Origin of the sequence: Polynucleobacter sphagniphilus, assembly GCF_001953355.1 — a bacterium.
Taxonomy (GTDB): domain Bacteria; phylum Pseudomonadota; class Gammaproteobacteria; order Burkholderiales; family Burkholderiaceae; genus Polynucleobacter; species Polynucleobacter sphagniphilus.
On record NZ_MPIY01000003.1, the window covers coordinates 180,656 to 206,510 of the forward strand.

The 25,855-nt window shown below is 44.7% G+C and carries 20 protein-coding genes; 12 read left to right on the forward strand and 8 right to left on the reverse strand.

Annotated features, from left to right (window positions below; genetic code table 11):
• The first annotated feature begins 124 nt into the window (after positions 1-124).
• Together BOQ04_RS04575 and BOQ04_RS04580 are read left to right on the forward strand one after the other, a co-directional pair.
• A complete protein-coding gene (locus tag BOQ04_RS04575) occupies positions 125-2,938 on the forward strand; it encodes a DNA methyltransferase (protein WP_076023590.1) in 2,814 nt (937 codons plus the stop codon).
• A gap of 9 nt (positions 2,939-2,947) precedes the next feature.
• Entirely contained in the window at positions 2,948-3,850 is a 903-nt protein-coding gene (locus tag BOQ04_RS04580) for a DUF5655 domain-containing protein (protein WP_076023591.1), read from the forward strand.
• 464 nt (positions 3,851-4,314) lie between these two features.
• On the opposite strand, the gene BOQ04_RS04590 is transcribed toward BOQ04_RS04580, so the two are convergent.
• Positions 4,315-5,703 (reverse strand): carbohydrate porin, encoded by a 1,389-nt coding sequence (locus BOQ04_RS04590; RefSeq protein ID WP_158025476.1) that lies wholly within the window; start codon positions 5,701-5,703, stop codon positions 4,315-4,317.
• Between the two features lie 656 nt (positions 5,704-6,359).
• Here BOQ04_RS04590 and oxlT point away from each other — a divergent pair.
• The 3 genes from oxlT to BOQ04_RS04605 all read left to right on the forward strand — a co-directional run bounded on the left by oxlT (position 6,360) and on the right by BOQ04_RS04605 (position 9,148).
• Positions 6,360-7,583 carry an oxalate/formate MFS antiporter gene (oxlT, locus tag BOQ04_RS04595; protein ID WP_076023593.1) on the forward strand — a complete coding sequence of 408 codons (1,224 nt, stop codon included), beginning with the start codon at positions 6,360-6,362 and terminating at the stop codon, positions 7,581-7,583.
• An 87-nt stretch (positions 7,584-7,670) separates the two neighbouring features.
• Positions 7,671-8,033 carry a DUF2946 domain-containing protein gene (locus BOQ04_RS04600; RefSeq protein ID WP_076023594.1) on the forward strand — a complete coding sequence of 121 codons (363 nt, stop codon included), beginning with the start codon at positions 7,671-7,673 and terminating at the stop codon, positions 8,031-8,033.
• 71 nt (positions 8,034-8,104) lie between these two features.
• A complete protein-coding gene (locus BOQ04_RS04605) occupies positions 8,105-9,148 on the forward strand; it encodes a hypothetical protein (RefSeq protein WP_083657515.1) in 1,044 nt (347 codons plus the stop codon).
• Between the two features lie 3 nt (positions 9,149-9,151).
• On the opposite strand, the gene BOQ04_RS04610 is transcribed toward BOQ04_RS04605, so the two are convergent.
• Positions 9,152-9,652, reverse strand: coding sequence for a peroxiredoxin family protein (locus tag BOQ04_RS04610; protein ID WP_076023595.1), 501 nt, complete (start codon positions 9,650-9,652; stop codon positions 9,152-9,154).
• Between the two features lie 42 nt (positions 9,653-9,694).
• On the opposite strand from BOQ04_RS04610, the gene BOQ04_RS04615 reads away from it, so the two are divergent.
• The gene (locus BOQ04_RS04615; protein ID WP_233126637.1) at positions 9,695-10,177 is read left to right on the forward strand and encodes a copper chaperone PCu(A)C; all 483 of its coding nucleotides are present in this window, start codon (positions 9,695-9,697) and stop codon (positions 10,175-10,177) included.
• A 61-nt stretch (positions 10,178-10,238) separates the two neighbouring features.
• On the opposite strand, the gene BOQ04_RS04620 is transcribed toward BOQ04_RS04615, so the two are convergent.
• Positions 10,239-13,226, reverse strand: a complete 2,988-nt coding sequence (locus tag BOQ04_RS04620; protein ID WP_076023596.1) for an FAD-binding and (Fe-S)-binding domain-containing protein — start codon at positions 13,224-13,226, stop codon at positions 10,239-10,241.
• A gap of 4 nt (positions 13,227-13,230) precedes the next feature.
• Positions 13,231-13,905, reverse strand: a complete 675-nt coding sequence (locus BOQ04_RS04625; RefSeq protein ID WP_076023597.1) for a GntR family transcriptional regulator — start codon at positions 13,903-13,905, stop codon at positions 13,231-13,233.
• 153 nt (positions 13,906-14,058) lie between these two features.
• Here BOQ04_RS04625 and BOQ04_RS04630 point away from each other — a divergent pair, with 153 nt between their 5' ends.
• The 3 genes from BOQ04_RS04630 to BOQ04_RS04640 all read left to right on the forward strand — a co-directional run bounded on the left by BOQ04_RS04630 (position 14,059) and on the right by BOQ04_RS04640 (position 17,625).
• A complete protein-coding gene (locus tag BOQ04_RS04630) occupies positions 14,059-15,246 on the forward strand; it encodes a pyridoxal-phosphate-dependent aminotransferase family protein (protein WP_076023598.1) in 1,188 nt (395 codons plus the stop codon).
• Positions 15,247-15,307: 61 nt separating this feature from the next.
• Positions 15,308-16,549, forward strand: coding sequence for an MFS transporter (locus BOQ04_RS04635; RefSeq protein ID WP_076023599.1), 1,242 nt, complete (start codon positions 15,308-15,310; stop codon positions 16,547-16,549).
• Positions 16,550-16,728: 179 nt separating this feature from the next.
• Positions 16,729-17,625: a helix-turn-helix domain-containing protein gene (locus BOQ04_RS04640; RefSeq protein ID WP_076023600.1), complete on the forward strand. Its 897-nt coding sequence runs from the start codon at positions 16,729-16,731 to the stop codon at positions 17,623-17,625.
• A 23-nt stretch (positions 17,626-17,648) separates the two neighbouring features.
• Here BOQ04_RS04640 and BOQ04_RS04645 read toward each other — a convergent pair whose 3' ends face one another.
• The 4 genes from BOQ04_RS04645 to trxB form a co-directional block, all read right to left on the reverse strand.
• The gene (locus BOQ04_RS04645; RefSeq protein WP_076023601.1) at positions 17,649-17,987 is read right to left on the reverse strand and encodes a P-II family nitrogen regulator; all 339 of its coding nucleotides are present in this window, start codon (positions 17,985-17,987) and stop codon (positions 17,649-17,651) included.
• Positions 17,988-18,048: 61 nt separating this feature from the next.
• Positions 18,049-19,668, reverse strand: a complete 1,620-nt coding sequence (locus BOQ04_RS04650; RefSeq protein ID WP_076023602.1) for an NAD+ synthase — start codon at positions 19,666-19,668, stop codon at positions 18,049-18,051.
• A 37-nt stretch (positions 19,669-19,705) separates the two neighbouring features.
• Positions 19,706-20,242: an inorganic diphosphatase gene (gene ppa / locus BOQ04_RS04655; RefSeq protein WP_076023603.1), complete on the reverse strand. Its 537-nt coding sequence runs from the start codon at positions 20,240-20,242 to the stop codon at positions 19,706-19,708.
• Positions 20,243-20,447: 205 nt separating this feature from the next.
• The gene (gene trxB / locus BOQ04_RS04660) at positions 20,448-21,404 is read right to left on the reverse strand and encodes a thioredoxin-disulfide reductase (protein ID WP_076023604.1); all 957 of its coding nucleotides are present in this window, start codon (positions 21,402-21,404) and stop codon (positions 20,448-20,450) included.
• Between the two features lie 39 nt (positions 21,405-21,443).
• Between trxB and BOQ04_RS04665 the strand changes: the two genes are divergently transcribed.
• The 3 genes from BOQ04_RS04665 to serS are packed head-to-tail and all read left to right on the forward strand — an operon-like array spanning position 21,444 to position 25,815.
• Entirely contained in the window at positions 21,444-23,756 is a 2,313-nt protein-coding gene (locus BOQ04_RS04665; RefSeq protein ID WP_076023605.1) for a DNA translocase FtsK, read from the forward strand.
• Between the two features lie 10 nt (positions 23,757-23,766).
• Positions 23,767-24,453, forward strand: coding sequence for an outer membrane lipoprotein periplasmic chaperone LolA (lolA, locus tag BOQ04_RS04670; RefSeq protein ID WP_076023606.1), 687 nt, complete (start codon positions 23,767-23,769; stop codon positions 24,451-24,453).
• A gap of 33 nt (positions 24,454-24,486) precedes the next feature.
• Positions 24,487-25,815 (forward strand): serine--tRNA ligase, encoded by a 1,329-nt coding sequence (gene serS / locus BOQ04_RS04675; RefSeq protein WP_076023607.1) that lies wholly within the window; start codon positions 24,487-24,489, stop codon positions 25,813-25,815.
• The last annotated feature ends 40 nt before the right edge of the window (positions 25,816-25,855 follow it).

Below are 25,855 nucleotides of genomic sequence, written 5' to 3' on the forward strand. Positions count from 1 at the left end.
ATTCTCCAAGTAGTTATGTTTAACAGAATAGTAGTAAAACCTATTGTCATTAACTTTATATGCCTATATTCTGCTTAAAGTCATTAGTGTTTATCCTTAGTCCAATACGGTTAATATGTAATTTATGGCAGATATAACAATTAACGAAGTCCGCAGACGCTTACAGCTATTTGCGAAAGAGCACGAGAGCGACAGGGAAGAGAAACAGTACGCACAGCAATTTATGCGTGATTTCTACGCTTGCTTTGGATTAAGCAAGAGTTCTGCGTCAATGTTCGAAAAGAAGGTTATTAAGTTTGGCAATGCACGGGGTTATATAGATAGCTTTATACCTGGCGTGTTATTGGTTGAACAAAAGACAACTGGCGAGGATTTGTATAAAGCATATGAGCAGGCAACTGACTATGCAATGGCAATTACTAACGAGTTTGAAAAGCCGCAGTACATATTAATTAGCGATTTTCAAACATTTCACCTATATAACCTACACAGCTTAGATAAAGAACCTCTCGTATGTAGCTTAAGTGAGATTAGCAAACGAGCTGATTGGTTTATGTTTTTGGTTGATAAGCGAGTTATTGCTTACAGCGAGGAATTACCAATTAACCGTAAAGCTGTAGAGCAGATTGCCAAGTTACACGATGCTTTACTTAAAGCTAACTACACAGGTAGGGATTTAGAGAGCTTTTTAACTAGATTGCTGTTTTGCTTGTTTGCAGACGATACAGGGATATTTGGTGAGGATGGGCAGTTTAAGAAGTTGGTAGCTAAGACTAAGGAAGATGGTAGCGACTTAGGAATGGCTATTGCTATGCTGTTTCAAGTGCTTAATACAGCACACGACAAACGGCAAACAAACTTAGATGAAGCACTTAAGGCTTTTGAATATGTAAATGGTGGATTATTTGCAGAGCAAATATCTATCCCTAGCTTTGACTTTGATTTAAGAACGATATTAGTTAAGTGTTCGGAATTAGATTGGAGTGGAATTTCGCCAGCTATTTTTGGTGCAATGTTTCAAAGCGTATTAGAAGCTGGTGCTACTGACACAGCACATCGCAAAGAGAGTAGACGAGAGTTAGGCGCACACTATACAAGCGAACGCAACATACTTAAAGTAATACAGCCATTATTTTTAGATGAGTTGCATAAGGAATTCGAGCAAGCAATTACTAAGCCTAAATTACAGGCACTTTACGATAAGTTGCATACACTTAAGTTCTTTGATCCAGCTTGCGGTTGCGGTAACTTCTTAGTTATTGCTTACAGAGAATTAAGACGTATTGAGAATGACGTTATTGCTAAGCTGTACTTTAAAGGTGATCAAGGGGGCTTATTAGACGTTAAAGAGTATTGCAAAGTAAGCATTGAACAGTTTTATGGAATTGAGATTGATGAAGCGGCTGTACATATTGCACGTGTAGCAATGTACATAACAGATCATCAACTTAACTTAGAAAGCGGTAATAGGTTTGGTGAGACTCGTGCAACCGTTCCGTTAATAGCAACTCCGCATATACATTGTGGTAACGCATTACGTATGGATTGGAATAGCGTAGTAAAGGCTGAGGATTGTAGTTACGTGTTCGGTAATCCCCCGTTTATCGGTGCAGCATTAAAAAATACAGAACAACAAAGTGAGATGGATAGTGTTTTTTATAATATTGATGGTGCTGGTAAATTAGATTATGTTTGTGCTTGGTATGTTAAGGCTACTTATTACACTGATATAAACAGTGATATTAAGTGTGCATTTGTATCTACAAATAGCATTGCACAAGGCGAGCAACCTGCTATTTTGTGGAAAGTATTATTTAAACACGGCATTTCAATTAATTTTGCACATAGAACATTTAGGTGGAGCAACGAAGGTAGAGGAGTTGCAGCTGTTCATTGCGTAATTATCGGCTTTAGTAAACATAGTGGTGGAGCTAAGAAATTATTTACATATGAAAATTTAAAGGCAGATCCTGTTCTTGTAATAGCAAATCAAATTAACCCATATCTTGTTGATGCCGCTAATGTATTGATTGAAAATAGATCTAATGTCCTTTGTCCAAACCTGCCGGACTTAATTAGAGGTAGCATCCCTTACGATGATGGGAACTTATTGTTATCTGAAGATGAAAAGAACGCAATATTAAGTGCTGATAGTAGCTTAGAAAAATACATTAAGAAATATGGTGGAGCTAAGGAAATGTTAAGCAATGAATGGCGATATTGCTTTTGGCTTAAGGATGCAACACCAACAGAAATTGTTAGCAATAAAGTAATAAAAAATAGAGTTGAAGCTGTAAGGGATTTTCGTGAAAAGAGTAAGACAAGTTCTGTGCATTCTAAAAAGGACATTCCTGCTTTATTTGGCGATATTCGGCAACCTAGTGCGGATTATTTGCTTATTCCGCGGCATTCATCCGAAAACAGAAAATTTATTCCAATTGCTTACGTTAGTAAGGAAGTAATTTGTGCTGATAGTGCATATGCTTTACCGAATGCTTCTCTCTATCATTTCGGTATATTAAGTAGTTCCTTGCACAATGCTTGGATGAGGACTGTTTGCGGTAGATTGAAGAGTGACTATAGATATTCTGGTGGTATTGTTTATAACAATTTCGTTTGGGTTAGTAATTTAGATGAGGTATTACGAGCAAATATAGAGAAATGTTCACAGCAAGTGTTGGACATTAGGGCTAATTTAAAGGACACAACTGTAGGTGATGCTTACAAGGTGATAGCAATGCCAATTTCTCTAATAAAAGCACACAAAGACTTAGACAAAGCAGTAGATGAAGCATACGGCTATAAAGGTGGTGATGATGATGCAAGCAGAGTTGCGTTCTTGTTTAAGCGTTATGAAGAGTTAACTAGCTTGTTACCTGCTACTGCAGTTAAGAAGAAGCGTGTAAAGAAAAATGATGATGGTGAATTGCTAATTTAAGGTTAAGTTATGAAAATTTATACACTACACAATACTAAGTTAGATGAAGTGGATGAAAAGCAATTTAAGTTAGAACGTGAGATACAGCAAGTATTTGAAGATAACTTAGAAACTGTAATGGGGTTAACGCTTGTACGTAGTGAGTTTACGATTAAAAATAAGCGTATTGATACGTTAGCATACGATAAACAGGCTAAGGCATTCATTATTATCGAATATAAGCGTGACAAGAATGTTAGTGTTGTAGATCAAGGCTTTACTTATTTGAGCTTAATGTTGGAGAACAAGGCTGACTTTATTGTTGAGTACAACGAACAGCTTAAGCAAAACTTACAGCGTACAGATATAGATTGGACGCAGACAAGAGTAGCTTTTGTTTCTCCAAGTTTTACCGAAAATCAAATATTAGCTACAAACTTTAAAGATATTGCTATTGAGTTGTGGGAAGTTAAGCGTTACGAGAACAACACAATTGTTATTAACGAGGTTAAGAAAACAAGAAGTGCAGAAAGCATTAAGCCAATTACACAGCAGAATAAAGAGTTAAAACGTGTAACGGATGAGATTGTTGTTTATACAGAAGATCAGCATACAAGCTATGCAGGTGAGGAAATGGCTGAGTTATATGACAAGTTTAAGAATGCAACACTTAACTTAGCTGATGGCATTGAAATTAAGCCGCAAAACGATTACATAGCATTTAAGAAGGATAGAAACATTGTTTGCTACGAATTACAAAAGAAGCAGATTAAAGTTTTTATAGGTGCTAAGTGGGGTGCTATTGAAGATAGCAAGGGTTTGGCTAGGGATGTTTCGCAAGTTGGACACTTTGGTACTGGCGATTACCAAATACAAGTAGACAGTGATAAAGATTTGGAATACATAATGAGCTTAGTTAAGCAGGTTTTATAGGTTTATTAGGTAGGAATTTGTAGCTTACGAACTTAAAATACAGTTATGACACAAGAAATGCTAACTGTAGGCTTTGACGATAGCGAAGATAAGCTGGTGTTTAAGCTTGATATGAACTACATAACCACGGATGACGCTGTTAGGTTGAGGGTAATGACTAGGCTTAAGGCAATGGTTGACGCTGAGTTAGATTACTTAACAAGCGAACGAGTAATACTTAAGTAGTAGTGCAACGCACTTTAACCCAAGTCTTTCTACACTTTTCTATCCTTAACAAAGCCTTATAGAACGTGGTTTGTAGGGCGATTTTTTACCCAAAAAAAAGTGCAACTTGGTATGCTACAAAGGTATGCTACAAATTTAGAAAGCTATATAAAATAAGGCTAGTAGCTATCGAGTAAGTTATTCGTAATGAAAAGGTCGCCAGTTCGATTCCGGCAAGCGGCACCAACGCTACTTGTTTTTTAGATTTCGATATGTGCGCGTAAGCCATAAAAATTGACTGGCCCACGCGCAGAGTTATAGGCTGGATTGGTAATGTGTTGGTAGTCGGCTGAAATATAAAGGTTTTTATAAACCTGCGCGCTGTAGTAAGTTTCAATAACTTGTTCTCTTTTATAGCTTAATGCGCTATCACCGATAAACATCGTATAGCCACCTTGCTGAAGATAGCTAATTTCTGAAGCTGAGATTCCATTGATTGCATATCCAAGCCCAATAGTGTCATTTGGCCTGCTCCAGTTGCTACCCTTCAGAGTTGTACCAAAAGATAGGGAGCTGCTGACATCAAGAGTTTGTGTTTCTGTTTGACCATTATTCCAACTCCATCTGGCAAACAATCCCAAATCTTCGTTGACGGCTTGTTCGATATTTAAGCCATAACCCCACATGTTTTGCTCACTAAATCGAGCCGTGAGAATATTGGGAGTGAGGCCTAGCTGATAACCCTGGTTAATCGCGTTTTGATAGCTTGCCATGAATGCGCGTTGTTGAAGGAACAGGCCTCTTACTGCGCCAGGTTGACCCCAGAGTTCATGTTGATGTGTTAGTTCAACCTGATTGGTGTAGTCTTGAGTAAGGGAGTAATTGAGTTCCATGGTATTAGGAGTGGTTGGGACTGCAAGGCGGGCTGCCCTTAGGGTCCAATCTCCCTGGTACCATTCTCCAACGACACCATATGTAAAGCCTTTGGCATCAGCTGCATATCCATAGGCGGCCATCGAAAATAAAGCAAAATTCTGAAATTGCGTTCTTGGATCGTGACTGTATTTATTTTGGTCAAAGAAATCCAATGAAGCAAATTTTCCATAAGAAACCACAAGACGATTTGAATCTACTGGGCCAGCCAATTGGTTTGGCCCATCTTCAATATGCTCTCGTTCGCCACCTAGACCAATTGTTTGTCGAATAAATGCTCGTGCACTGTAATAGGTGGGTGGAATATACGAACCCTTTTGTAATTCACCATTCTGAAAAGCACCCAATCCAACTAGTGATCCACCAAAAGGGGTGCCTTCAAACATTTCGGGGTTGTAATAAAACTCGCCGCCTTCCCAGAGTCTTCCGCCTAAAAAAGCAGTTGCACTCCATGTGAAGCTGTCATTGCCACTACCTTCGGTCTTATTTAAGAGGCTATTTTGGCCATAGTAGGGTGAGTTGAAGTTATTTTTCTGCCCAATGATGTAGGTTGACTGCGCATGAATGCTCCATTGCTCAGGTGGATCATCGACTGGATTGAATTGGGCTAATACAGTTGGGCTGGAGCGAACTGGTGCTTCAGCCAAGAGCGTTAGTGGATTGACCTGATTGGATTGCGAGTGAACCAAGGTGGGTGCAAGTAAAGACAAAGTCATGCCGATCGACTGCAGTCTTATGTTGCCTAGGATTCGACGCGCCAACATCACTCTGACAAAGCCTTAATCTAAATGAGAATGATTACTATTATACGTACTAAATAGTAATCATTCTCATTTAAATACAGAATTCACCGGGTATTTACGAGAAAAGGGCTATTAAACCCCTGATATCGAATCTTATTAGGGTTATACTCTAGGTACTAACCCTTAAGGAGATTCAAATGACTCAGTTATTGAATATGTTTAACCAGATTTTTTCTGACAGCAAAGTAGCCAAGGCGAAACAAGCGCGTCATTATGATTTTGATGGCGCATATCGCGGCATGTAATCCGTAACACGGCTTTAAAAAAAGAACCGCCTTCGGGCGGTTTTTCTTTGCCCACTTTTAGGGGGGCATTTAGGGTAAGCACGAGTTGGTAGGGTGAAATATCCAGGCTCAAAGCTATTACTATCGATCTTTATTAGTGCTTGATAGCATCTGCACTCAAGGGTTATCACTAGTAATGCAATTAATCAATTCTTGATGTCTATCAAGATGTTAATCGCCAGAATATTCAAAAATCACGCATGCCATTTTTATGGCGATCAATGAATATAAAAGAAGAAATTGAGGAGACACCAAATCGTGACTAAACCTTGGCATAACCGTTGGATGCAATTGATTTTCGGAATCATTTGTATGGGCTTGGTTGCTAACTTGCAATATGCGTGGACATTGTTTGTAAACCCGATTCAAGTGAAAACTGGCTGGGCTTTATCGGCCATTCAACTTTCTTTCTCCATTTTTATTGTGGTGGAAACTTGGTTGGTGCCCGTTGAAGGTTGGATGGTTGATAAGTTTGGCCCACGCTTCGTGATTTTGATTGGTGCTGTATTTGCAGCAGCGGGTTGGGTTATTGATAGCTATGCCACTTCTATTGAAATGCTCTATGTGGCCGCAGTGATTGCTGGTATTGGCGCAGGCTGCGTTTACGGCACTTGCGTTGGTAATGCCTTGAAGTGGTTCCCAGATAAGCGTGGCTTGGCTGCCGGCCTCACGGCTGCAGGCTTTGGTGCAGGCGCTGCCATTACCGTGATTCCAATTGGCAATATGATTTTGAGTGCTGGCTACGAGCAGGCTTTCTTATTCTTTGGGCTTGCACAAGGCGGTTTAATTTTCTTGTTGGCTTTATTGATGGTCAAACCAACCCCTCCAGTAGGGGTGCAGGCTGCTCCGCGGATTGTTACAACTAAGGTGGATTACACATCGGGTCAGATGATTCGCAAACCTTTGTTCTGGTTGATCTACGTGATTTTTGTAGTGGTAGCTGCTGGCGGCTTGATGGTGACTGCGCAAATTGGCCCAATTGCTAAAGACTACGGCTTAGCTACTCTGCCAATGTCTTTCTTTGGCGCAACTTTGCCCCTCCTAACAATGACTCTGTCTATTGATAACCTATGTAATGGCTTTACTCGTCCATTGTGCGGCTTTATTTCTGATCGCTTCGGTCGTGAAAACACCATGTTCTTTGTATTTGCCGGCGAAGGTCTAGCCATGTTGGGATTAATGCACTTTGGCCGTGACCCAATTGCCTTCATGACTTTTGCGGCACTCATTTTCTTGTTCTGGGGTGAGATTTTCTCGATCTTCCCAGCAATCTGCGCTGATACATTTGGGGTCAAAAATGCCGCAAGTAATGCGGGCACCTTGTATACCGCCAAGGGTACAGCATCATTGTTAGTGCCGCTAGCCTCGGTACTGTCGGCTGGTGGTAACTGGAGCTTTGTGCTGGTTGCTGGCGCCATTGTGACCGTGACCGCGGCATTTAGCGCTAAATTTATCTTGGCACCGTATCGTAAGCGTTTTATTGAAAGCGCTAACCGAAACGTTGCTTAAGCAAGGCGCATAAGCAAGCAAAAGGGGTCCTTGGACCCCTTTTTCTATTGCAAAGTGACAAGGCAATTCAGGTAAAATAGCCCCAATATGAAATTAAGGAATCGCAAACTCATTCACTGGATCGCAGCAGCTTCGATCGTAATGAGTGCGCTCGCGCCAGTGGTTTCTCAAGCAATTTCCGCTGGGCAGGGCATCTCTATGGAGATTTGTTCTGTTGATGGCACAAAGATGATTCAGTTGCAGCAGGATGGCTCCCCGCAAATGGATCAACATAGCCAGACTTGCCCCTACTGCATTACACATGCGAGCATTCCACCGGCATTTAATACCAATCTGAAATTTGCAGCACCGCATTCATTTGCCTTGCTTCCCCTGCTTTACTATCAATCTCCTCAACCACTCTTTACTTGGTTCACGCCGCCTTCGGCAGCGCCACCAGCAAGCACCTAATCAATCGCTATTAGGGCATAGCCTCGCTATGTATTTGGCAAGTAATTGCCGCTGTTTTGTTGGATCTACAAATGAAATTGAATAAATTAGCCTTAGCCGCAGCTTTGGCGCTGCCAGCATCTTCAGTCTTGGCTTGTGCCAGTTGTGGGTGTAGTTTGAATACCGATATCGGAACACAAGGTATGGGTATGTCGGGTGGATGGACTTTAGATGTGCGTTATGACACCTTAAATCAAAATAAACTGTGGGCTGGCACCAAAAGCATTTCTCAGAATGGTGTTAACGCTGCTAGTCCGAGTGCTGAGGTGGAAAACTTTACCCAAAATAATTACCTCACAGCATCCTTAGATTACAACGATGGTGAAAAGTGGGGCGTAACAACGATATTGCCCTACATCATGAGAACCCACAGCACTTTTGGATCTGATGATGGTATTTCAGGCCCTACTAACGCTAGTAATCCCTCATCTAATGCTTACTTGTCTCAAGCCTCAGGTATTGGCGATATGAAAATTATTGGCCGTTATTTTGGATTTGCCGAAGAGAAAGATTGGGGTTTCCAGTTTGGTGTGAAGTTACCAACCGGTAATAACTCGCAAACGGTAGTCAATAACGGCGGATCACTGCAAGGTGTTGATCCAGGGCTGCAATTGGGTACTGGATCAACCGATGTGATTATTGGCGCTTATAAATTTGGCTTCATACCCGCGACAGAAGATTGGGGGTACTTCGCCAATATTCAATATCAAGCTACCGTCAAGCCGACAGATGTTCCCGTCACAATTGCCACACTCAATGCGCAGAATGGTGTGGGCTCCTCTTATCGCCCGGGTAATGCTGCCAACTTAAATCTGGGTGTGAACTACCAAGGTTTTGAAAAGTTGGTACCAACCCTGCAGTTGAATATGCTTAATAAGAAAGTAGATAGTGGAACAGCAGCCGATACCTTGTCTACGGGGGGCGTATTGGCTTACATCACTCCAGGTGCTCTGTATAACGTGACAGATACAACGCAGTTATATGTGAACGTGCAACTACCTATTTATCAAAATGTAAATGGTTTTCAGTTGGTACCTAGCTTTGTTGCGTCAGTAGGTATGAGGGTGCATTTCTAGGGCTTACTTGGAGAGTAATGGTGTAACGACTTCATCAAGGACTTTGTTGTCTAAAGTGGGGTCACCAGTTAAACCATTCTTTCTGAGAAAGCCTTGTTTATCGATCACGAAGGTGCTCGGGATGCGCCAGATTCTGCCGTAGCCCGAGTAATTCATTTGTTTTTTCTCCGCAAAGAGGAAGTTGTAGCCATGCATCATATGCTTGGCTTGCTCTAATTCAGAGGGTTTGTCCATGCTAATTGCAAGCACCTCTAATCCTTTGGATTTATTTTTTTCAAGGTAAGCTTCCATGAGTGGCATTTCTTCTTGGCAGGGCTCACACCAACTTGCCCAAAAGTGCACCAAAACCACTTTACCTTTATTGGCTTCAAGCGAGAAGGGCTTGCCATTCATGAGCGTACCTTCTATATTGGGTGCAGCTTGCCCAACTTGCAGTTCTGCAAATGCCTTGCTACAGCAGCAGGCTAAGAGCAAGAGAAAAAGAATGGCGCGGTATTTAGGCATTACAAGTAGTATTTCATTAATTTCAAACACAAGGGAATGGTAATGATAAAGAAAAATTGGATGGGCACTATGAGTCGCCTCATTTTGTGCGTAGCAGCTGGAGTAAGCCTGAGCGGAGGAGCCCATGCTCAGGATGCTAAAGCGGGCAATATTCAAATTACCAATGCTTATACACGCGCAACCGTTCCCGGTCAGCAGGTAGCGGGTGGATTTATGAAGATTGAAAATGCCGGCGCAGCTGATCAATTACTTTCAGTAAGCTCACCAGTTGCTGGTGAGGTTCAACTGCATGAAATGGCGATGGATGGCACAGTGATGAAAATGCGTCAGGTTAAAGATATTGCAGTGCCTGCCAATGGTTCGGTTGAGCTAAAGCCAGGTGGTTTGCATTTAATGTTTATGAACATTAAAGCCCCACTTTCTGCAGGTGAAACAGTTCCAGTCAAACTCAAGTTTGCTAAAGCGGGTGAAGTGGAATTGAAAATGCCCGTCAATGCCATGGGCGGTAGCATGCATATGCATTGATTCTCAAATGAAGAATGCTTGAAATTCAAAGCCCCTCCAATGAGGGGCTTTCTTTTGCTACTTAGGCTAAATGCATCTCCAAGATTTGCGCAAGATGTAAAGCTTGTCTTGAGGCGCCATCTTTAATTTGATGTCTACAGCTCGAGCCATCTGCAACTAGTAAGGCGTCCGGCGCCTTTTCAATGGCGGGCAGTAATTGCAGTCCCGCCATTTGCATCGACACATCCATGTGTTCACTCTCATAACCAAAACTTCCTGCCATTCCACAGCAAGATGTTTCTATGAGTTCGGGCTTGGCATTCGGAATCAGTTTGAGTAAATCCATCATGGGTTTGACAACATCAAATGACTTTTGATGGCAGTGGCCATGGATCAGAATGGGTTTGTTTGCAGGTTTGAGGTTTGGATTAAAGCGACCCGCTTTATTTTCTTGAGCCAGGAACTCTTCAAAGGTAAAGCTATTCTTGGCTAATAGGGATGCCTTATCACCTAGATCCATCACCAAAAATTCATCACGCAAACTCAAGATGCAAGAAGGTTCTAGCCCAATAATCGGAATTTGTTTATCGGCGAAGGGGTAAAGCGCATTTACAAGCTCGCGTGCAGATTCTTTAGCGCGATCTATCATGCCAGTTGCTAAATAGGTTCTGCCACAACAAAAATGGCCTTGTTCTTTTCTAGGGATGTATACGGTGTAGCCCGCTGCTTCTAATACGCGTACTGCCGAGTAAATATTTTCTGATTCAAAGGCACCATTAAAGGTATCGGCCCAAAGTACGACTGGCTTATTGGCATTGTTAAAGCTATGCAGGTCCACATGACCAAGATTGGATTGCCAAACAGTGTCCGTTCTCCAGGCTGGGAGACTACGTTTGGCGCTAATGCCGGTGAACTTTTCTAATACCTGAGCAAGTGCCTGTGAGTGATTGCGCAAATTAAATAAACCAGTCAAAACAGATGATTTAGAAATCACATGCAAATAGCTGGGTAAATACCCAATGAGCTTGTCGCGCAGAGTAAAACCATGTTTGCTTTTGTAATGGCTTAAAAACTCAATTTTCATTTTTGCCATATCAACGCCAGTGGGGCACTCGCGTTTGCAGCCCTTACAACTAACGCATAAATCCATTACCTCTTTGACGGCATCTCCTGTAAATGCATCAGGACCGAGTTGATTGCTCAGGGCTAGGCGCAATGTATTGGCGCGACCCCGCGTGACATGTTTTTCATCGCGTGTTACACGGTAACTTGGGCACATCGTACCCGCATCAAATTTGCGGCAATGACCATTGTTGTTGCACATCTCCGCGGCTTTAGCAAAACCCTCCGCTGCATCTTTTCCGGTTCCAGGTGCCGAGGTCTCTTCGGTAACCGCATTATTTTGAACATTCCATGCAGACCAATTGAGATTAGTCTTGAGCGGTGTCACTTTGTAATTGGGTGGAAAGCGAAAGAGGGTGCTGTCATCCATCTTTGGTGTGTTGACGATCTTTCCAGGATTAAATAGATTACCTGGATCAAAGGCATGTTTGATTTCTTTCAAGGCTTCATTGATCTTGGGCCCAAATTGCCACTGAATCCATTCGCCGCGGCAGATACCATCGCCATGCTCGCCACTGAATGCACCTTTATATTTGCGAACCAACTCTGAGGCTTCCTGAGCGATTTCACGCATCTTGCTAGCGCCATCGCGACGCATATCTAGAATAGGGCGGACATGCAGGGTGCCAACTGAAGCATGGGCGTACCAGGTGCCGCGTGTTTGGTGTTTGGCAAAGACTTCTGTAAGCGACTGGGTGTATTGCGCTAGGTGCTCTAAGGGAACGGCGCAATCTTCAATAAAGCTGACTGGTTTGCCATCACCTTTGAGGCTCATCATGATATTCAGGCCAGCCTTGCGCACCTCCCATAGATTCTTCTGGGCGCTGGGGTCTAGCATTTCTACTACTGAGCCAGGTAAGCCCAAATCAGCCATGAGCTCACCTAATTCTTTTACTTTTTTCTCCAGAGGAGCTAATTCATCACCTGAGAACTCTACCAGCAAGATGGCTTCTGGTGATTTTCCGCCCTGATCGATGAGCGCGGTTTCAATCGTTGATTTAAATGCAGGATTACTGCGGGAGAGATCGAGCATAGTGCGATCCACTAACTCAACTGCACTTGGTCCCAGCTTGACGATATGCTGGGCCGAGTCCATGGCTTTATAAAAACTCGTAAAGTTCACTACACCCAGTGTTTTATGTTTTGGTAGTGGGGCTAGCTGAAGTTTGAGCTTATTGAAGTAGGCGAGCGTACCCTCGCTACCAACTAGCAAATGGGAGAGATTGACCTTGCCATCATTGGTATAGGGGCGCTCACTTTGATTATTAAAGATATCGAGGTTATATCCAGCAACCCTGCGCATGACTTTTGGCCACATTGCTTCAATTTCAGCTTGATGCTGTACTGCTAAAGACTGAACAAATTGGCCCAGCTCCAATGCCTTTCCTTTGGCATCTTGCATTAAGCCAAATTGGGTTAATTGCCCATCTGCCAGCCACGCATCGATTCCTAAGACGTTATGCACCATGTTGCCGTAAGCAATCGAGCGGCTGCCGCAAGAGTTATTGCCTGCCATGCCACCAATCGTTGCCTGCCCTGCAGTAGAAACATCTACCGGAAACCAAATTTGATGTTTTTTCAATTGGGCATTCAGGGTATCGAGCACCATGCCTGGTTCCACTTCAATGCTTAACTTTTCTAAATCTAGATTTTGACTATTTCTAAAGTATTTAGAGTTATCTATTACTAGAGCTGCACCAGTCGTTTGACCGCATTGGCTGGTGCCTCCACCTCTCGGCAAAATCGGCACACCCATCTCTCTAGCAATTTCAATCGCGGCGGCAATATCTGCAGCGGTTTTGGGGACAAAGACAGCCAAGGGCATCGTTTGATAAATCGATGCATCGGTGGCGTAACGTCCTAAATCGGCACGGTCAATCATGACCTCACCGCTGGTTTGCTTTTTAAGACGTTCGGCTAAGAAGTGGATTTCACTTGGCTTATTCATAGAATTATTTATTTAATGATTGAGGTTCTAATAAATTCAAAATGGCATTTTTTTTGTTCTCAAGATGCTGCATCAGGACCTTACGCATTCTTTGGCCATCAGCCGCCTTGAGTGCAGCAACCATTTCTTCATGCTCTAAAACAGCTTCATCCCACTTCGCTTGATCTTGGTTTGATCTAAAACGCAGAGCTTGTAGGCGGGCATTGACTTGAGCATAGGTATTGGCCAGTACTGGATTACCGGCCGCCAAATTAATGTGTTGATGGATTTGAGAGTTGAGTTTGTAGTAGCCCGACAAATCCTTGCGACTGTGGCAAGCTAGCATTTCATAATGAAGTGCCTCGATTTCACTTAAGGCTTCTTTGCTAATTCTTTTGGCAGCCAATTCACCTGAAAATCCCTCAAGCTCAGCCATCAACTCAAAAGAATGCAGTACATCTTCTTTTTTCAGTTGCAGTGCAATAGCGCCGCGATTGTTGATGAGTTCAACCAGGCCATCAGCAGCCAAGCGCCGAATGGCCTCTCGAATTGGGGTGCGTGAAACCGACAGGGTTTCTGCCAGTGCTCTTTCGTTTAATTTGCTTCCAGGTGCAATCTCACCCTCCACAATCATGGCCTTGAGCTGCAAGAAGGTTTGTTCATGCAGGTTAGGGGGTGTGCTTATTTCACTCAAAATCATGGTTTTAAGCTAAATTTTGTATACATTCTCGTATATTACAAAAATATGCCCTAAAAACCTAGTAATTATCACGTATTGACATTATATTTTTGTATGCAAAAATAAGAAAAATGAATTCACACCTGTCTTTTCACACTCTCATTCGAGGTTCCTATGCTTAAACTTGATTCCCATTCGGCTGGTCGACATTTCTTACATATTCCTGGTCCTAGTCCAGTGCCCGCCCGAGTGCTGCGCGCTATCAGCTATCAAACGATTGATCATCGTGGTCCGGAGTTTGGACAGCTTGGTTTAGCCATCCTAGAGAACATTAAAAAAATATTTAAAACGAAGAGCCCCGTCATTATTTATCCATCTTCTGGAACTGGTGCGTGGGAAGGTGCCTTAGTTAATACACTTTCACCGGGCGACTTGGTATTGATGTACGAGACAGGTCAATTTGCAACCCTGTGGAAGAAATTAGCTGACCGCCTCGGATTGAAAACGGAATTTATTGGCAAGCCAGGAGCAGAGGGCTGGAGATATGGCGTTGATGCTGCCAAGATTGAAGAGCGTCTTAAGGCAGATACTGCCCACGAAATCAAAGCGGTTTGCGTTGTCCATAATGAAACATCCACTGGTGTTACTTCTAACATCAAAGCAGTACGTCAGGCAATGGATGCTGCTAAGCATCCTGCCTTATTATTGGTTGACACTATCTCCGGTCTTGGTTCGGCCGATTACTGCCATGATGATTGGGGTGTTGATGTCACCATCAGTGGCTCCCAAAAAGGTCTGATGCTGCCACCTGGCATTGGGTTTAATGCTCTTTCCACAAAAGCAATTGAAGCGAGCAAAACTGCCAAGTTACCAAAAGCATTTTGGGCTTGGGATGAAATCCTAGAGTCTAATAAAACCGGTTACTGGCCAACTACGCCTTCAACGAATTTAATGTATGGCTTGCATGAAGCAATGGAAATGATTTTGGCTGAGGGCTTAGATCATGTTTTTGCCAGACATCAGCGCTTGGCAAAAGCATGTCGTGCTGCAGTTGAGGCCTGGGGACTAGAGATTCAATGCCAAGACCCTGCGGTGTATTCACCAGTTTTAACTGGTGTGGTTACACCGGATGGTGTGGATGCTGATCAACTGAGAAAGTTGATTTTGGAGCGCTACAACTTATCTCTCGGCACTGGCCTGGGGAAGGTAAAAGGGCGTATGTTCCGCATTGGGCATTTAGGCGATTGCAATGAACTTTCATTATTGGCAGCCTTGAGTGGTTGCGAGATGGGTATGAAGGCCTTTGGTATCAAATTAAAAGGCAGCGGCGTAGTTGCTGCACAAGAGGTATTGCAGGATTAAAAAAAGTCTCACCCCCGCCAAAATGTGCTGGCGGGGTCATGAAAAATAACAGGAGACCTGCATGAAAAATATTCTCAGACTCAAACCAACTACGGTTGTGTTGGCGCTATTTTGTGCCATGTATTTTTTGACCTATATTGATCGCGTCAATGTTGGTTCAGCTGCTGCCGGATTTGGTACCGAGTTCAACTTAAGTAAAACCCAAATAGGCTTTGTCTTCTCAGCATTTGCTTATCCCTATTTGATTTTTCAGATTATTGGCGGATGGGTGAGTGATCGATTTGGGGCCAAGCGCACGCTAATTTATAGCGGCCTCATTTGGGCTTTGGCGACCATCCTAACCGGCTTTGCAGGCGGTTTAGTATCGCTAGTGGCGGCCCGCGTTTTGCTAGGTCTTGGGGAGGGCGCCACTTTTCCTGCGGCTACTTCTGCAATGGCCCGCTGGATTCCAAAAGAAAATCGCGGTTTTGCTCAAGGTATCACCCATGCGTTTGCGCGGGTGGGTAATGCAGTTGCTCCTGCACTCATTGTATTTATCTTGGTTGAATATGGCTGGAGATGGTCTTTCTACGCCTCAGGTCTTTTGAGTTTAGTTTGGGTCATTCTTTGGGCACTCTTTTTTACTGAGAACCCAGCAGATCATCCGCTGATTACGCCAGAGGAATTGGCCAAGAAGCCCGCCCCCAGAAAGATACAAAAAACACCTTGGAAGAGGCTGGCAAAAAGAATGGCCCCTGTAACAGTGGTGTACTTTTGTTATGGCTGGACGCTTTGGCTTTTCTTAAGCTGGATTCCGCAATATTTCTTGCATAGCTATAACTTGAAAATTTCCACCTCGGCACTCTTTGCATCTAGCGTATTTTTTGCCGGTGTAGTGGGCGATACCTTGGGTGGAATTATTAGCGATAAGATTTTGCGCAAGACCAATAATCTCAATGTAGCCCGCAGTTGGATGGTGGCTATTTGTATGACTTGCACCTTGTTATCCTTGTTACCCATCATGTTCACCCATGACATTACGATCTCAGTCCTCTCCTTAAGTTTTGGCTTTTTCTTTGCGGAGATGACGATTGGTCCAATGTGGGCTATTCCGATGGACATTGCCCCAGAGTTTTCTGGTACTGCAAGCGGCATGATGAATACGGGTTCAGCGCTAGCGGCGATTATTAGTCCGGTTGTATCAGGATTTTTGATTGATTGCTACGGAAGCTGGGAGCTGCCCTTTGTTGGGAGCATTATTTTGATGGCTGGCGGTGTGTTATTAACTTCGCGCATGAAGCCAAACGATCGATTTACTGCCTAGATGACATTTTTGCCATAAGAAAAAGCTCCTCAGTAATGCGAGGGGCTTTTTTAGTTATTGAGGTAGCACTTTACTAGTCCTGTCATCATGGTTATTATTGGATTAGCTGACTTACATGTAGCTACAAGCTTTATTATTTACTTCGTTTTGAAACAAATCTTCTTTAGAGTATTTGTCAGATGAATAAAAATCCCAAGATTCCCGAGATTCAGCAAAGTGCTTTTATTCAAGCTAGGGAGCAACTTGGCTTCAGCATTGCAGACCTTGCTGCTAAAGCCTGTCTTTCAGCAAGGCAAATAGAGCAGATTGAAAATGGTCATACCAGCTCATACTATGGTGCACAAAATAAATTCACTGCTGCAAAAAAAGTAGCCGCCATTTTAAAAATATCAGATCAAGATGCTTTTGAGGGGGTTGAGGCTGATCAATTAGAGTCTGCAGTACAAAGTGTTCAATCTGAGCCGACAAGCTCCACCCAGCTCGCTAAAAAAGAAAAGCAGGCGCATAGGATAGAAAAAGAAATTACCAATAAAGTGGAGAGTGTCAAATCAAGCAAGCGACTCATACTTTCCTTGAGTATCTGTGCCGGCTTGGTTTTTGCTGGAATTAATTTTTACAAAAATGCTTTTTCAGAAAAGACGGAAGAAGTGCAGCTTGCCAGCCAAGATCAAGCAGAGCCAGTTGCTAATCCGACTCCCGAGGTGAATGTACCCCAAGCAGCTGAGTCGGCTAGTGAGGCATGTCCTAGTGCTGATGCAGCAGTTTCCATCTATAAGTCAGAAAGCCCTCTTAAACCAGGGGATATGGTGTTTGTTCAATCGAAGACTGCTCAAGTAGTTTGTGTTGTTGACGCTACTGGTAAAACACAGAGCAAGGCGCTGGAGCAGGGCGCACGCGCCTCGTTTTATGGCAAGCCGCCGTTCAAAGTGTTGACCTCGGGCTTCAATCAGATAGAGCTCTATTTTCAGGGGGTAAAAGTGCGCCCTGACAATGTAGGTGGAAAAACAGTATTGCTGGAGGCGGCTGAGCTGGTGCATGCCCAGCCCAGTAACTCAACTGATTCCCAATTCAGATAATGCTTTGAAAAATAAATAGGGCTTTACAGGGCTGAATCGTTCGTCTCGCCTGTGCGAATGCGAATCGCTTGCTCAATGGGGCTAACAAAAATCTTGCCGTCACCAATTTTTCCGGTATGAGCTGATTTGGTAATAGCTTCCAGGCAGGCTTCAACGAGCTCATCAGCCACCACCACCTCTACTTTGACCTTGGGCAAAAAGTCAACTACATATTCAGCGCCACGATACAGTTCGGTGTGGCCCTTTTGGCGGCCAAAGCCTTTGACTTCAGTCACTGTTAAGCCAGTGGCGCCTACTTCGGCCAATGCTTCACGAACTTCGTCCAATTTAAATGGCTTGATGATGGATGTAATGAGCTTCATTTAGTTCTCCTTAATGGCTTCATCATACCTAGAACTGGTGAGGGCAGGGTGATATCGTGAATTACGCTCTAAATTGGGAGGTAATTGGGTAGCGCCAATCACGCCCAAAAGCCCTGGTGGTAACGCGGACACCCGGTGGAGCTTGTCGACGCTTGTATTCATTGAGCTTAATGAGGCGAGTGACCTTCTCAACACTGTCGACATCAAATCCGGCGGCAATGATTTGCTCGATGGATTGGTTCTGCTCCATATAGCGCTCAACAATGCCATCGAGCACTTCATAAGAAGGTAGGCTATCTTGATCAGTTTGGTCGGGTCGCAATTCAGCAGAAGGGGCGCGAGTGAGAATGCGCTCTGGAATAACTGGGCTAATGCTATTGCGATATGCGCAGAGTCGGTAGACCAAGGTTTTGGCTATATCTTTAATGACAGCAAACCCGCCTGCCATATCGCCATAAAGCGTGCAGTAGCCGACGGCCATTTCACTTTTGTTGCCAGTGGTTAAAACCAAGCGACCTGTTTTATTCGATAACGCCATGAGCAAGGTGCCGCGAACGCGCGCTTGAATGTTTTCCTCAGTCGCATCAAGCTTCATGCCTTTGAATTGCGGCGCAAGGGCTTTCTCGAGCGCATCGACTGGTTCGCTAATGGGAATTTCATCATACTGAACACCGAGGTTCTTGGCGAGCTCGCTAGCATCAATCCACGAAATATCGGCGGTATAGCGAGAGGCCATCATTACAGCGCGTACTTTATCGGCACCTAAGGCATCAACTGCAATCGCCAATACTAGAGCTGAATCAACCCCACCAGATAGGCCAATAATGACGCCAGGAAAGCCATTTTTGTGCACATAATCACGAACGCCTAAAACAAGAGCTTGATAGGCTTGTGCTTCTACGGTGAGTGGGAGGGTCTTGCTACCGATTTCAAGATCACCGGATTGAGTCAGGTTCACTAAGCCAAGACCTGTTTCAAACTGAGGCATTGACATTGCTAACTCACCTTTGGAGTTCAGAGCGAAAGAACCACCATCAAATACCAACTCATCTTGACCACCAACTGCGTTGACATATACAAGGGGCATGTGAGACTCAAGTAAATGTTTGCGTAATACCTCTATGCGTAATAATTCTTTTTGGAGGTGATAGGGCGAAGCATTCAGTGTGAGTAATATTTGCGCGCCAGCAGCCTGTGCTTGTTTGGCTGGGCCCACATGCCAAGCATCTTCACAGAGAATCAGACCAAATTGCGTACCCATACATTCAAAGACACAGGCTTGTTTACCGGGTACAAAGTAACGCACTTCATCAAATACTTCGTGATTGGGTAATTCTTGCTTGGCATAGCCTGCAATGACTTTGCCATTGCGCAATACTGAGGCATAGTTTTGCAGCCCGGCTGCAGTCTTTTTGGGATGACCAACTATTACCGTTAAATCGGTAAATTGCTTTAATTCTTCAGTGAGTAATTCCAATTGCTTCTGAGCGGCTTCAATGAAGGCGGGGCGCAGCAATAAATCTTCAGGGGGATATCCAGCGATTGAAAGCTCTGGAGTTAAAACTAACTGAGCGCCTTGGGCAAAGGCCTCAGCCGCTGACTTGAGAATGAGCTTGGCATTGCCCGGCAAATCACCCAAAAGAGGGTTGATTTGCGCTAAGGCGATTTTTTGCTGACTCACTCCCGATGTCAAAGTAACGTTTGCCTAAGGTGACAGATTACTTCTGTGACTTGGCGTAACCTTCAATGCCTTCGAGAATTTCTTTATGGGCAGCTTCGATTCCACTCCAGCCGGTGACTTTGACCCATTTCCCTTTTTCGAGGTCTTTGTAGTGCTCAAAGAAGTGTTGAATTTGGTCGAGCTGCAATTGATGTAAATCTTGGATTGATTTGACATTGGAATACAGCGGTAATAATTTATCTTCGGGTACAGCCAACAGCTTGGCATCTTGGCCGCCTTCGTCTTCCATCATCAATGCACCGAGGGCGCGGCAGCTAACCACTACGCCCGGAAAGAGTGGGAAGGGTGTCAGCACAAGCACGTCAACCGGATCGCCATCACCAGCGATTGTTTTGGGAATGTAACCATAGTTACATGGGTAGTGCATTGCAGTGCCCATGAAGCGATCAACAAACAAGGCGCCACTTTCTTTATCCACTTCATACTTCACTGGATCCGCATTCATTGGGATCTCAATAATGACGTTGAATTTTTCAGGGATATTTTTACCTGGGCTGACCTTGTCGTAACTCATGCTTGCTCCAATTAATGATTAATGATGGCATTTTGAATAATTCATCTAGCAAATGCCTATAAAACAGACAGCCCATAGTTTAAGGCTTTCATGCTGGGAATATCCCAAAAAATACTAAAAATAAGCTCGGGGTAAACCTTGATGGCTGGGGCCCATAAAAAAATGCCCAGCAGAACTGGGCATTTAGAGGGCAGTGCAGTAACTTTTAGTTGAGGGATTCTAGATAGCGCTGCGCATCTAACGCTGCCATGCAGCCTGTACCAGCACTGGTAATCGCTTGACGGTAAATATGATCTTGCACATCGCCTGCCGCAAAAACACCAGGGATATTAGTGGCGGTAGCATTGCCCTCTAATCCTGAGTGGGTTTTGAGGTAGCCATTGTGCATATCAAGCTGACCAACAAATAATTCGGTATTGGGTTTATGGCCAATTGCAATGAAGGCGCCAGTCACGGGAATATCTTCTGTGCTGCCATCTTGTTTTTTGATACGCACGCCCACTACGCCTTTTTCATCGCCAAGCACTTCCTCAAGGGTGGCATTTAACTTCAACTCTACTTTGCCTTCAGCAACTTTAGCCATGAGACGGTCATTCAAAATGGGTTCGGCGCGGAAGGTATCACGACGGTGAATCACTGTCACTTTCTTGGCAATTCCGGTGAGATAGAGTGCCTCTTCAACTGCTGTATTACCGCCGCCGACAACACAGACATCTTGATTGCGATAGAAAAAGCCATCACAAGTGGCGCAACCAGAAACACCGCGACCCATGAATTCTTCTTCACTGGGCAAGCCAATGTACTGAGCAGATGCGCCGGTACAAATAATGAGGGCATCGCAGGTGTAAGTCCCAGAGTCGCCTACCAAGCGAATCGGTTTTTCTTTGAGGGCTGCTGTGTGAATGTGGTCAAAAATAATTTCGGTATTAAAGCGCTCAGCATGGTCTAAAAAGCGCTGCATGAGTTCCGGTCCCTGAACGCCGTTGGCATCAGCAGGCCAGTTTTCGACATCGGTAGTGGTCATTAATTGGCCGCCTTGAGCTAGCCCAGTGATCAGGGTGGGCTTCAGATTGGCTCGAGCAGCGTAAACCGCTGCTGTGTAGCCAGCAGGGCCAGAACCGAGGATGAGAACTTTGGAGTGTTTTGGTGTATTTGAGGTCATATAGGAATTATAGATTTGCTTGTTTACAATCGGTGGAACATGGCTAGAACCGCTTACCCGAAGTCTCGCACCCCCTTAAACCCTGAGCCGCCTGAAAATGGCACTCAGGGAAGGATGCCCCGCCTACTCCTTGAGGCCCGCTGGTTCATATCCCTGGGGCTTTGCCTGGGCTTATTTGCTATTTTATTGACTTATTCCAAGGCCGATCCAGCCTGGTCTCACGCTAGTTTTGAGGCTCCCAAGAACTTAGGGGGTCGTTTTGGAGCCTATTTAGCCGATCTGATGCTCTATATCTTCGGAATTTCGGCCTTTTGGTGGGTCATTTTGTTTGGGCGCCGAGTTTTGAATGGCTGGCGCGAGCTTTGGAGCATCCCTTTGCCGGCTGATCCAGACGCCAAGCCAGACTCCTTATTGATGCGTTGGTTGGGTTTCGGCCTGACTTTAATCAGCTCCATGGGCCTTGAATCGATTCGTATGCACTCCTTATCCTGGGAGCTGCCTCGTCCACCGGGTGGCATCTTGGGTGAATTAATTGGCGACCCATTGCAAATGGCCCTAGGTTTTACAGGGTCAACTTTGGTCCTTTTGTTTGGTCTATGTGCTGGACTTTCTCTATTCCTCCATTTTTCTTGGTTGGATGTGGCTGAAAAAGTAGGGCGTAGTTTGGAGTTGACTTATCGCTACCTACGTGAGCGTCGCGAAAGCGAGGAAGATCGCAAATTGGGTGAGGTTGCCGCTGAAGAGCGCGAAGAATTTGTAGAAGAGTTCCGCGGACGGGTGGATATCGCGCCCCCAGTGCAAATTGTGCGAGCCCCTATTGAGATTCCAAAAAGTGCACGCGTGGAGCGTGAGAAACAACAGCCGCTCTTTGTGGATATTCCAGATTCAGAACTACCTCCATTGGCCTTACTTGATGAGGTGCCAGAAGCCAAAGAAACAATTTCGGCTGAAGTTCTGGAATTTACCTCCCGCTTGATAGAGCGCAAGCTGGCTGAGTTTGGCGTGCAGGTTACTGTCATCGCTGCCTACCCAGGCCCAGTAGTAACGCGTTATGAAATTGACCCCGCTGTTGGCGTGAAGGGCAGTCAAATTGTGAATCTTGCACGCGACTTAGCCCGTTCACTAGGCGTAGTGAGTATGCGTGTGGTGGAGACGATCCCAGGCAAGACTTGTATGGCTTTAGAGTTGCCAAACCCAACACGTCAATCGGTTTACCTCTCAGAGATTTTAAGCTCGCAAGTCTATAACGATAGCCATTCGATCTTGACACTATCTTTAGGTAAAGATATTTCAGGTAAGCCCGTGGTGGCTGACTTAGCGAAGATGCCACATTGCTTGGTGGCGGGCACAACCGGTGCTGGTAAATCGGTTGGTATTAATGCCATGATTTTGTCGATCCTCTTTAAGGCCAAGCCCGATGAAGTGCGCTTGATCATGATTGATCCAAAGATGCTGGAAATGGCGATGTACGACAAGATTCCACATTTGCTCTGCCCAGTTGTGACCGATATGAAGCAGGCCTACAACGCCCTCAATTGGGCTGTGAATGAGATGGAGCGCCGCTACAAACTGATGAGTAAGTTTGGAGTGCGCAACCTCGCTGGCTTTAATAAGAAAATTTTAGAGGCTGAAGAAAAGGGTGAGAAGTTAACGAACCCTTTTAGCTTAACTCCAGAAGATCCAGAGCCAATCTATAAAGCGCCTGTCATTGTCATCGTAATTGATGAGTTGGCCGACTTAATGATGGTCTCCGGCAAAAAGATTGAAGAGTTAATTGCGCGTATTGCACAGAAGGCCCGTGCTGCCGGTATCCATTTGGTGTTGGCTACCCAGCGCCCAAGTGTGGATGTCATTACTGGCTTGATTAAGGCCAATGTACCCACCCGTATTTCTTTCCAGGTGAGTAGCAAAATTGATAGCCGCACCATCTTGGATCAGCAAGGTGCTGAGGCCCTATTGGGTATGGGTGACATGCTCTATATGGCGCCAGGTACTGGCTTGCCAGTGCGCGTGCATGGCGCATTTGTTTCGGATGATGAAGTGCATCGTGTAGTTGAGTGGCTCAAAGAGAAGGGTGAGGCCAACTACATTGAGGGTGTGCTCGAAGGTGCTGATGAATCTACTATCGATGCCTTAACGGGCGAGAGTGGTGGCGAAGCAGATCCCCTCTATGACCAAGCAGTCGCGATTGTTCTTGAGAACAAGCGCCCATCGATTTCTTTAGTGCAGCGGCATTTGCGTATTGGCTATAACCGCGCTGCCCGCTTATTAGAGGATATGGAAAAAGCCGGCCTTGTATCGAAAATGGGTAATGGCGGTAACCGTGAAATCCTCCATCGTGCATCTGAGTAAGGCAATAATTTTGAAAAGTGTTTTCTCAAGACTTGCCCTCGTCACAATTGCATTGTTTGCAAGCATCAATCTGACTCTGGCCGCAGAGGGTGATAGCGGCGCTGATCAGTTGCGTCAATTTGTGCGTAACTCCAAAACCGCCGAGGGTGATTTTGTGCAACAGCAATTGCGCACGCCAAAAGGTGATGAGCCAAAAGATAAAGGGCTCAAAGTGGTGCGCCAGACCCAAGGTCATTTTGTATTTCAGAGGCCGGGACGTTTTATTTGGGATACCCAAAAACCATATGAGCAAAAGTTAATTGCTGATGGTAAACAAGTGGTGATGTGGGATAAGGATTTAAATCAGGCCACCTTTAGACCGGCAGGGCAAGCTCTTGCCACTACCCCGGCAGCTATCTTGTTTGGTGAAGATGCCTTGGATCAACATTTTGAGTTAGTCGAAGGTGATGAGCACTTGGGAATGAAGTGGGTTAACTTAAAGCCTAAGACTGCAAGCTCCAAGGGCGCTAATGATCTGCCCTACACCAAGATCTCAATTGGTATGGCCAATGGTTTGCCAAAAGCCTTAGAGTTAATTGATGGTTTGGGGAGTGTGGTGTTGGTAACTTTAGATCACATCCAACTGAATATCGCCTTGCCAGCCAACCGCTTTACTTTTACACCTCCAGCTGGCGCAGAAGTTGTCCGCATGAAATAAAGAACCAATTTAGTTAATTAAGAATAGAGCATCATGATTGATCCCCAATTACTCCGTAAAGATATCGCCGCTGTTCAGGCGCGCTTAGCGACTCGTAAATTCCAGCTCGATGTTGAGAAATTTAATACGCTTGAGACCGAGCGTAAATCTTTGCAAACCCGCACTGAAGTATTACAAGCCAAGCGCAATCAATTGTCTAAAGCCATTGGTATGAAAAAAGGCAAAGGCGAAGATGCTAGTGCTGAGATGGCAGAAGTGGGTCAGGTCAATGCGGATATGGAAGCTGGCGCAGCCCGACTTAGTATCTTGCAAATCGAGATTGCGGATTTCTTAATGGGCATCCCCAATCTTCCAGATGAGTCGGTGCCAACAGGTAAAGATGAGACCGAAAACAAAGAGATCAAAACTTGGGGGCAGGCCCCGTTGTTTGATTTTGAGATTAAAGATCACGTAGATTTAGGAAGTGCGTTGGGCTTGGATTTTGAAGTTGCCGCCAAGATTAGTGGCTCTCGCTTTGTAGTACTCAAAGGACCGATTGCCAGATTGCACCGTGCCTTGGCACAGTTCATGCTCGATACGCACACTACTGCGCATGACTACCAAGAAATCTATACGCCTTATATCGTGAATGCAGCATCGATGCGCGGCACAGGTCAGTTACCTAAGTTTGAAGAAGACCTTTTTAAGGTGCCGCGTCAAATGGGTGGCGAGGATCCTAAAGGAGTGAATGAGGGCGAAGCAAAAACAGAAAACTTTTACCTCATTCCAACTGCTGAGGTTCCGGTCACGAACTTAGTGCGAGATGAGATTGTTAATGCCGATAGTTTGCCCATGAAGTTTGTTGCGCATACGCCTTGCTTTCGTTCTGAAGCGGGAAGTTATGGGCGCGATGTGCGTGGCATGATTCGTCAGCACCAATTCGATAAGGTGGAATTGGTGCAGATGACTAAACCAGAAAATTCCATGCAGGCTTTGGAAGAGCTCACTGCACACGCAGAAAAGATTTTAGAGTTACTGGAGTTGCCATACCGCAAGGTATTGCTCTGTACTGGCGATATGGGTTTTGGTAGTACCAAGACCTATGACCTGGAGGTATGGGTTCCATCACAAAACGCCTATCGTGAAATTAGCTCATGCTCAAGCATGGGAGATTTTCAGGCAAGACGCATGCAGGCGAGATTTAAAGCGGGTCAGGGTAAGCCAGAATTACTTCATACCTTAAATGGTTCGGGCTTGGCTGTGGGTAGGGCGCTAGTGGCTCTGCTTGAGAATAAACAACAAGCGGATGGCAGTATTTTCATCCCAAAAGCACTGCAACCCTATTTAGGTGGCCTGGAAGTACTTAGCCCTATCGTGAAGTAAGTACAAAGAAAGCCAGTCCCAAAGCTATAATTGCCGTTCG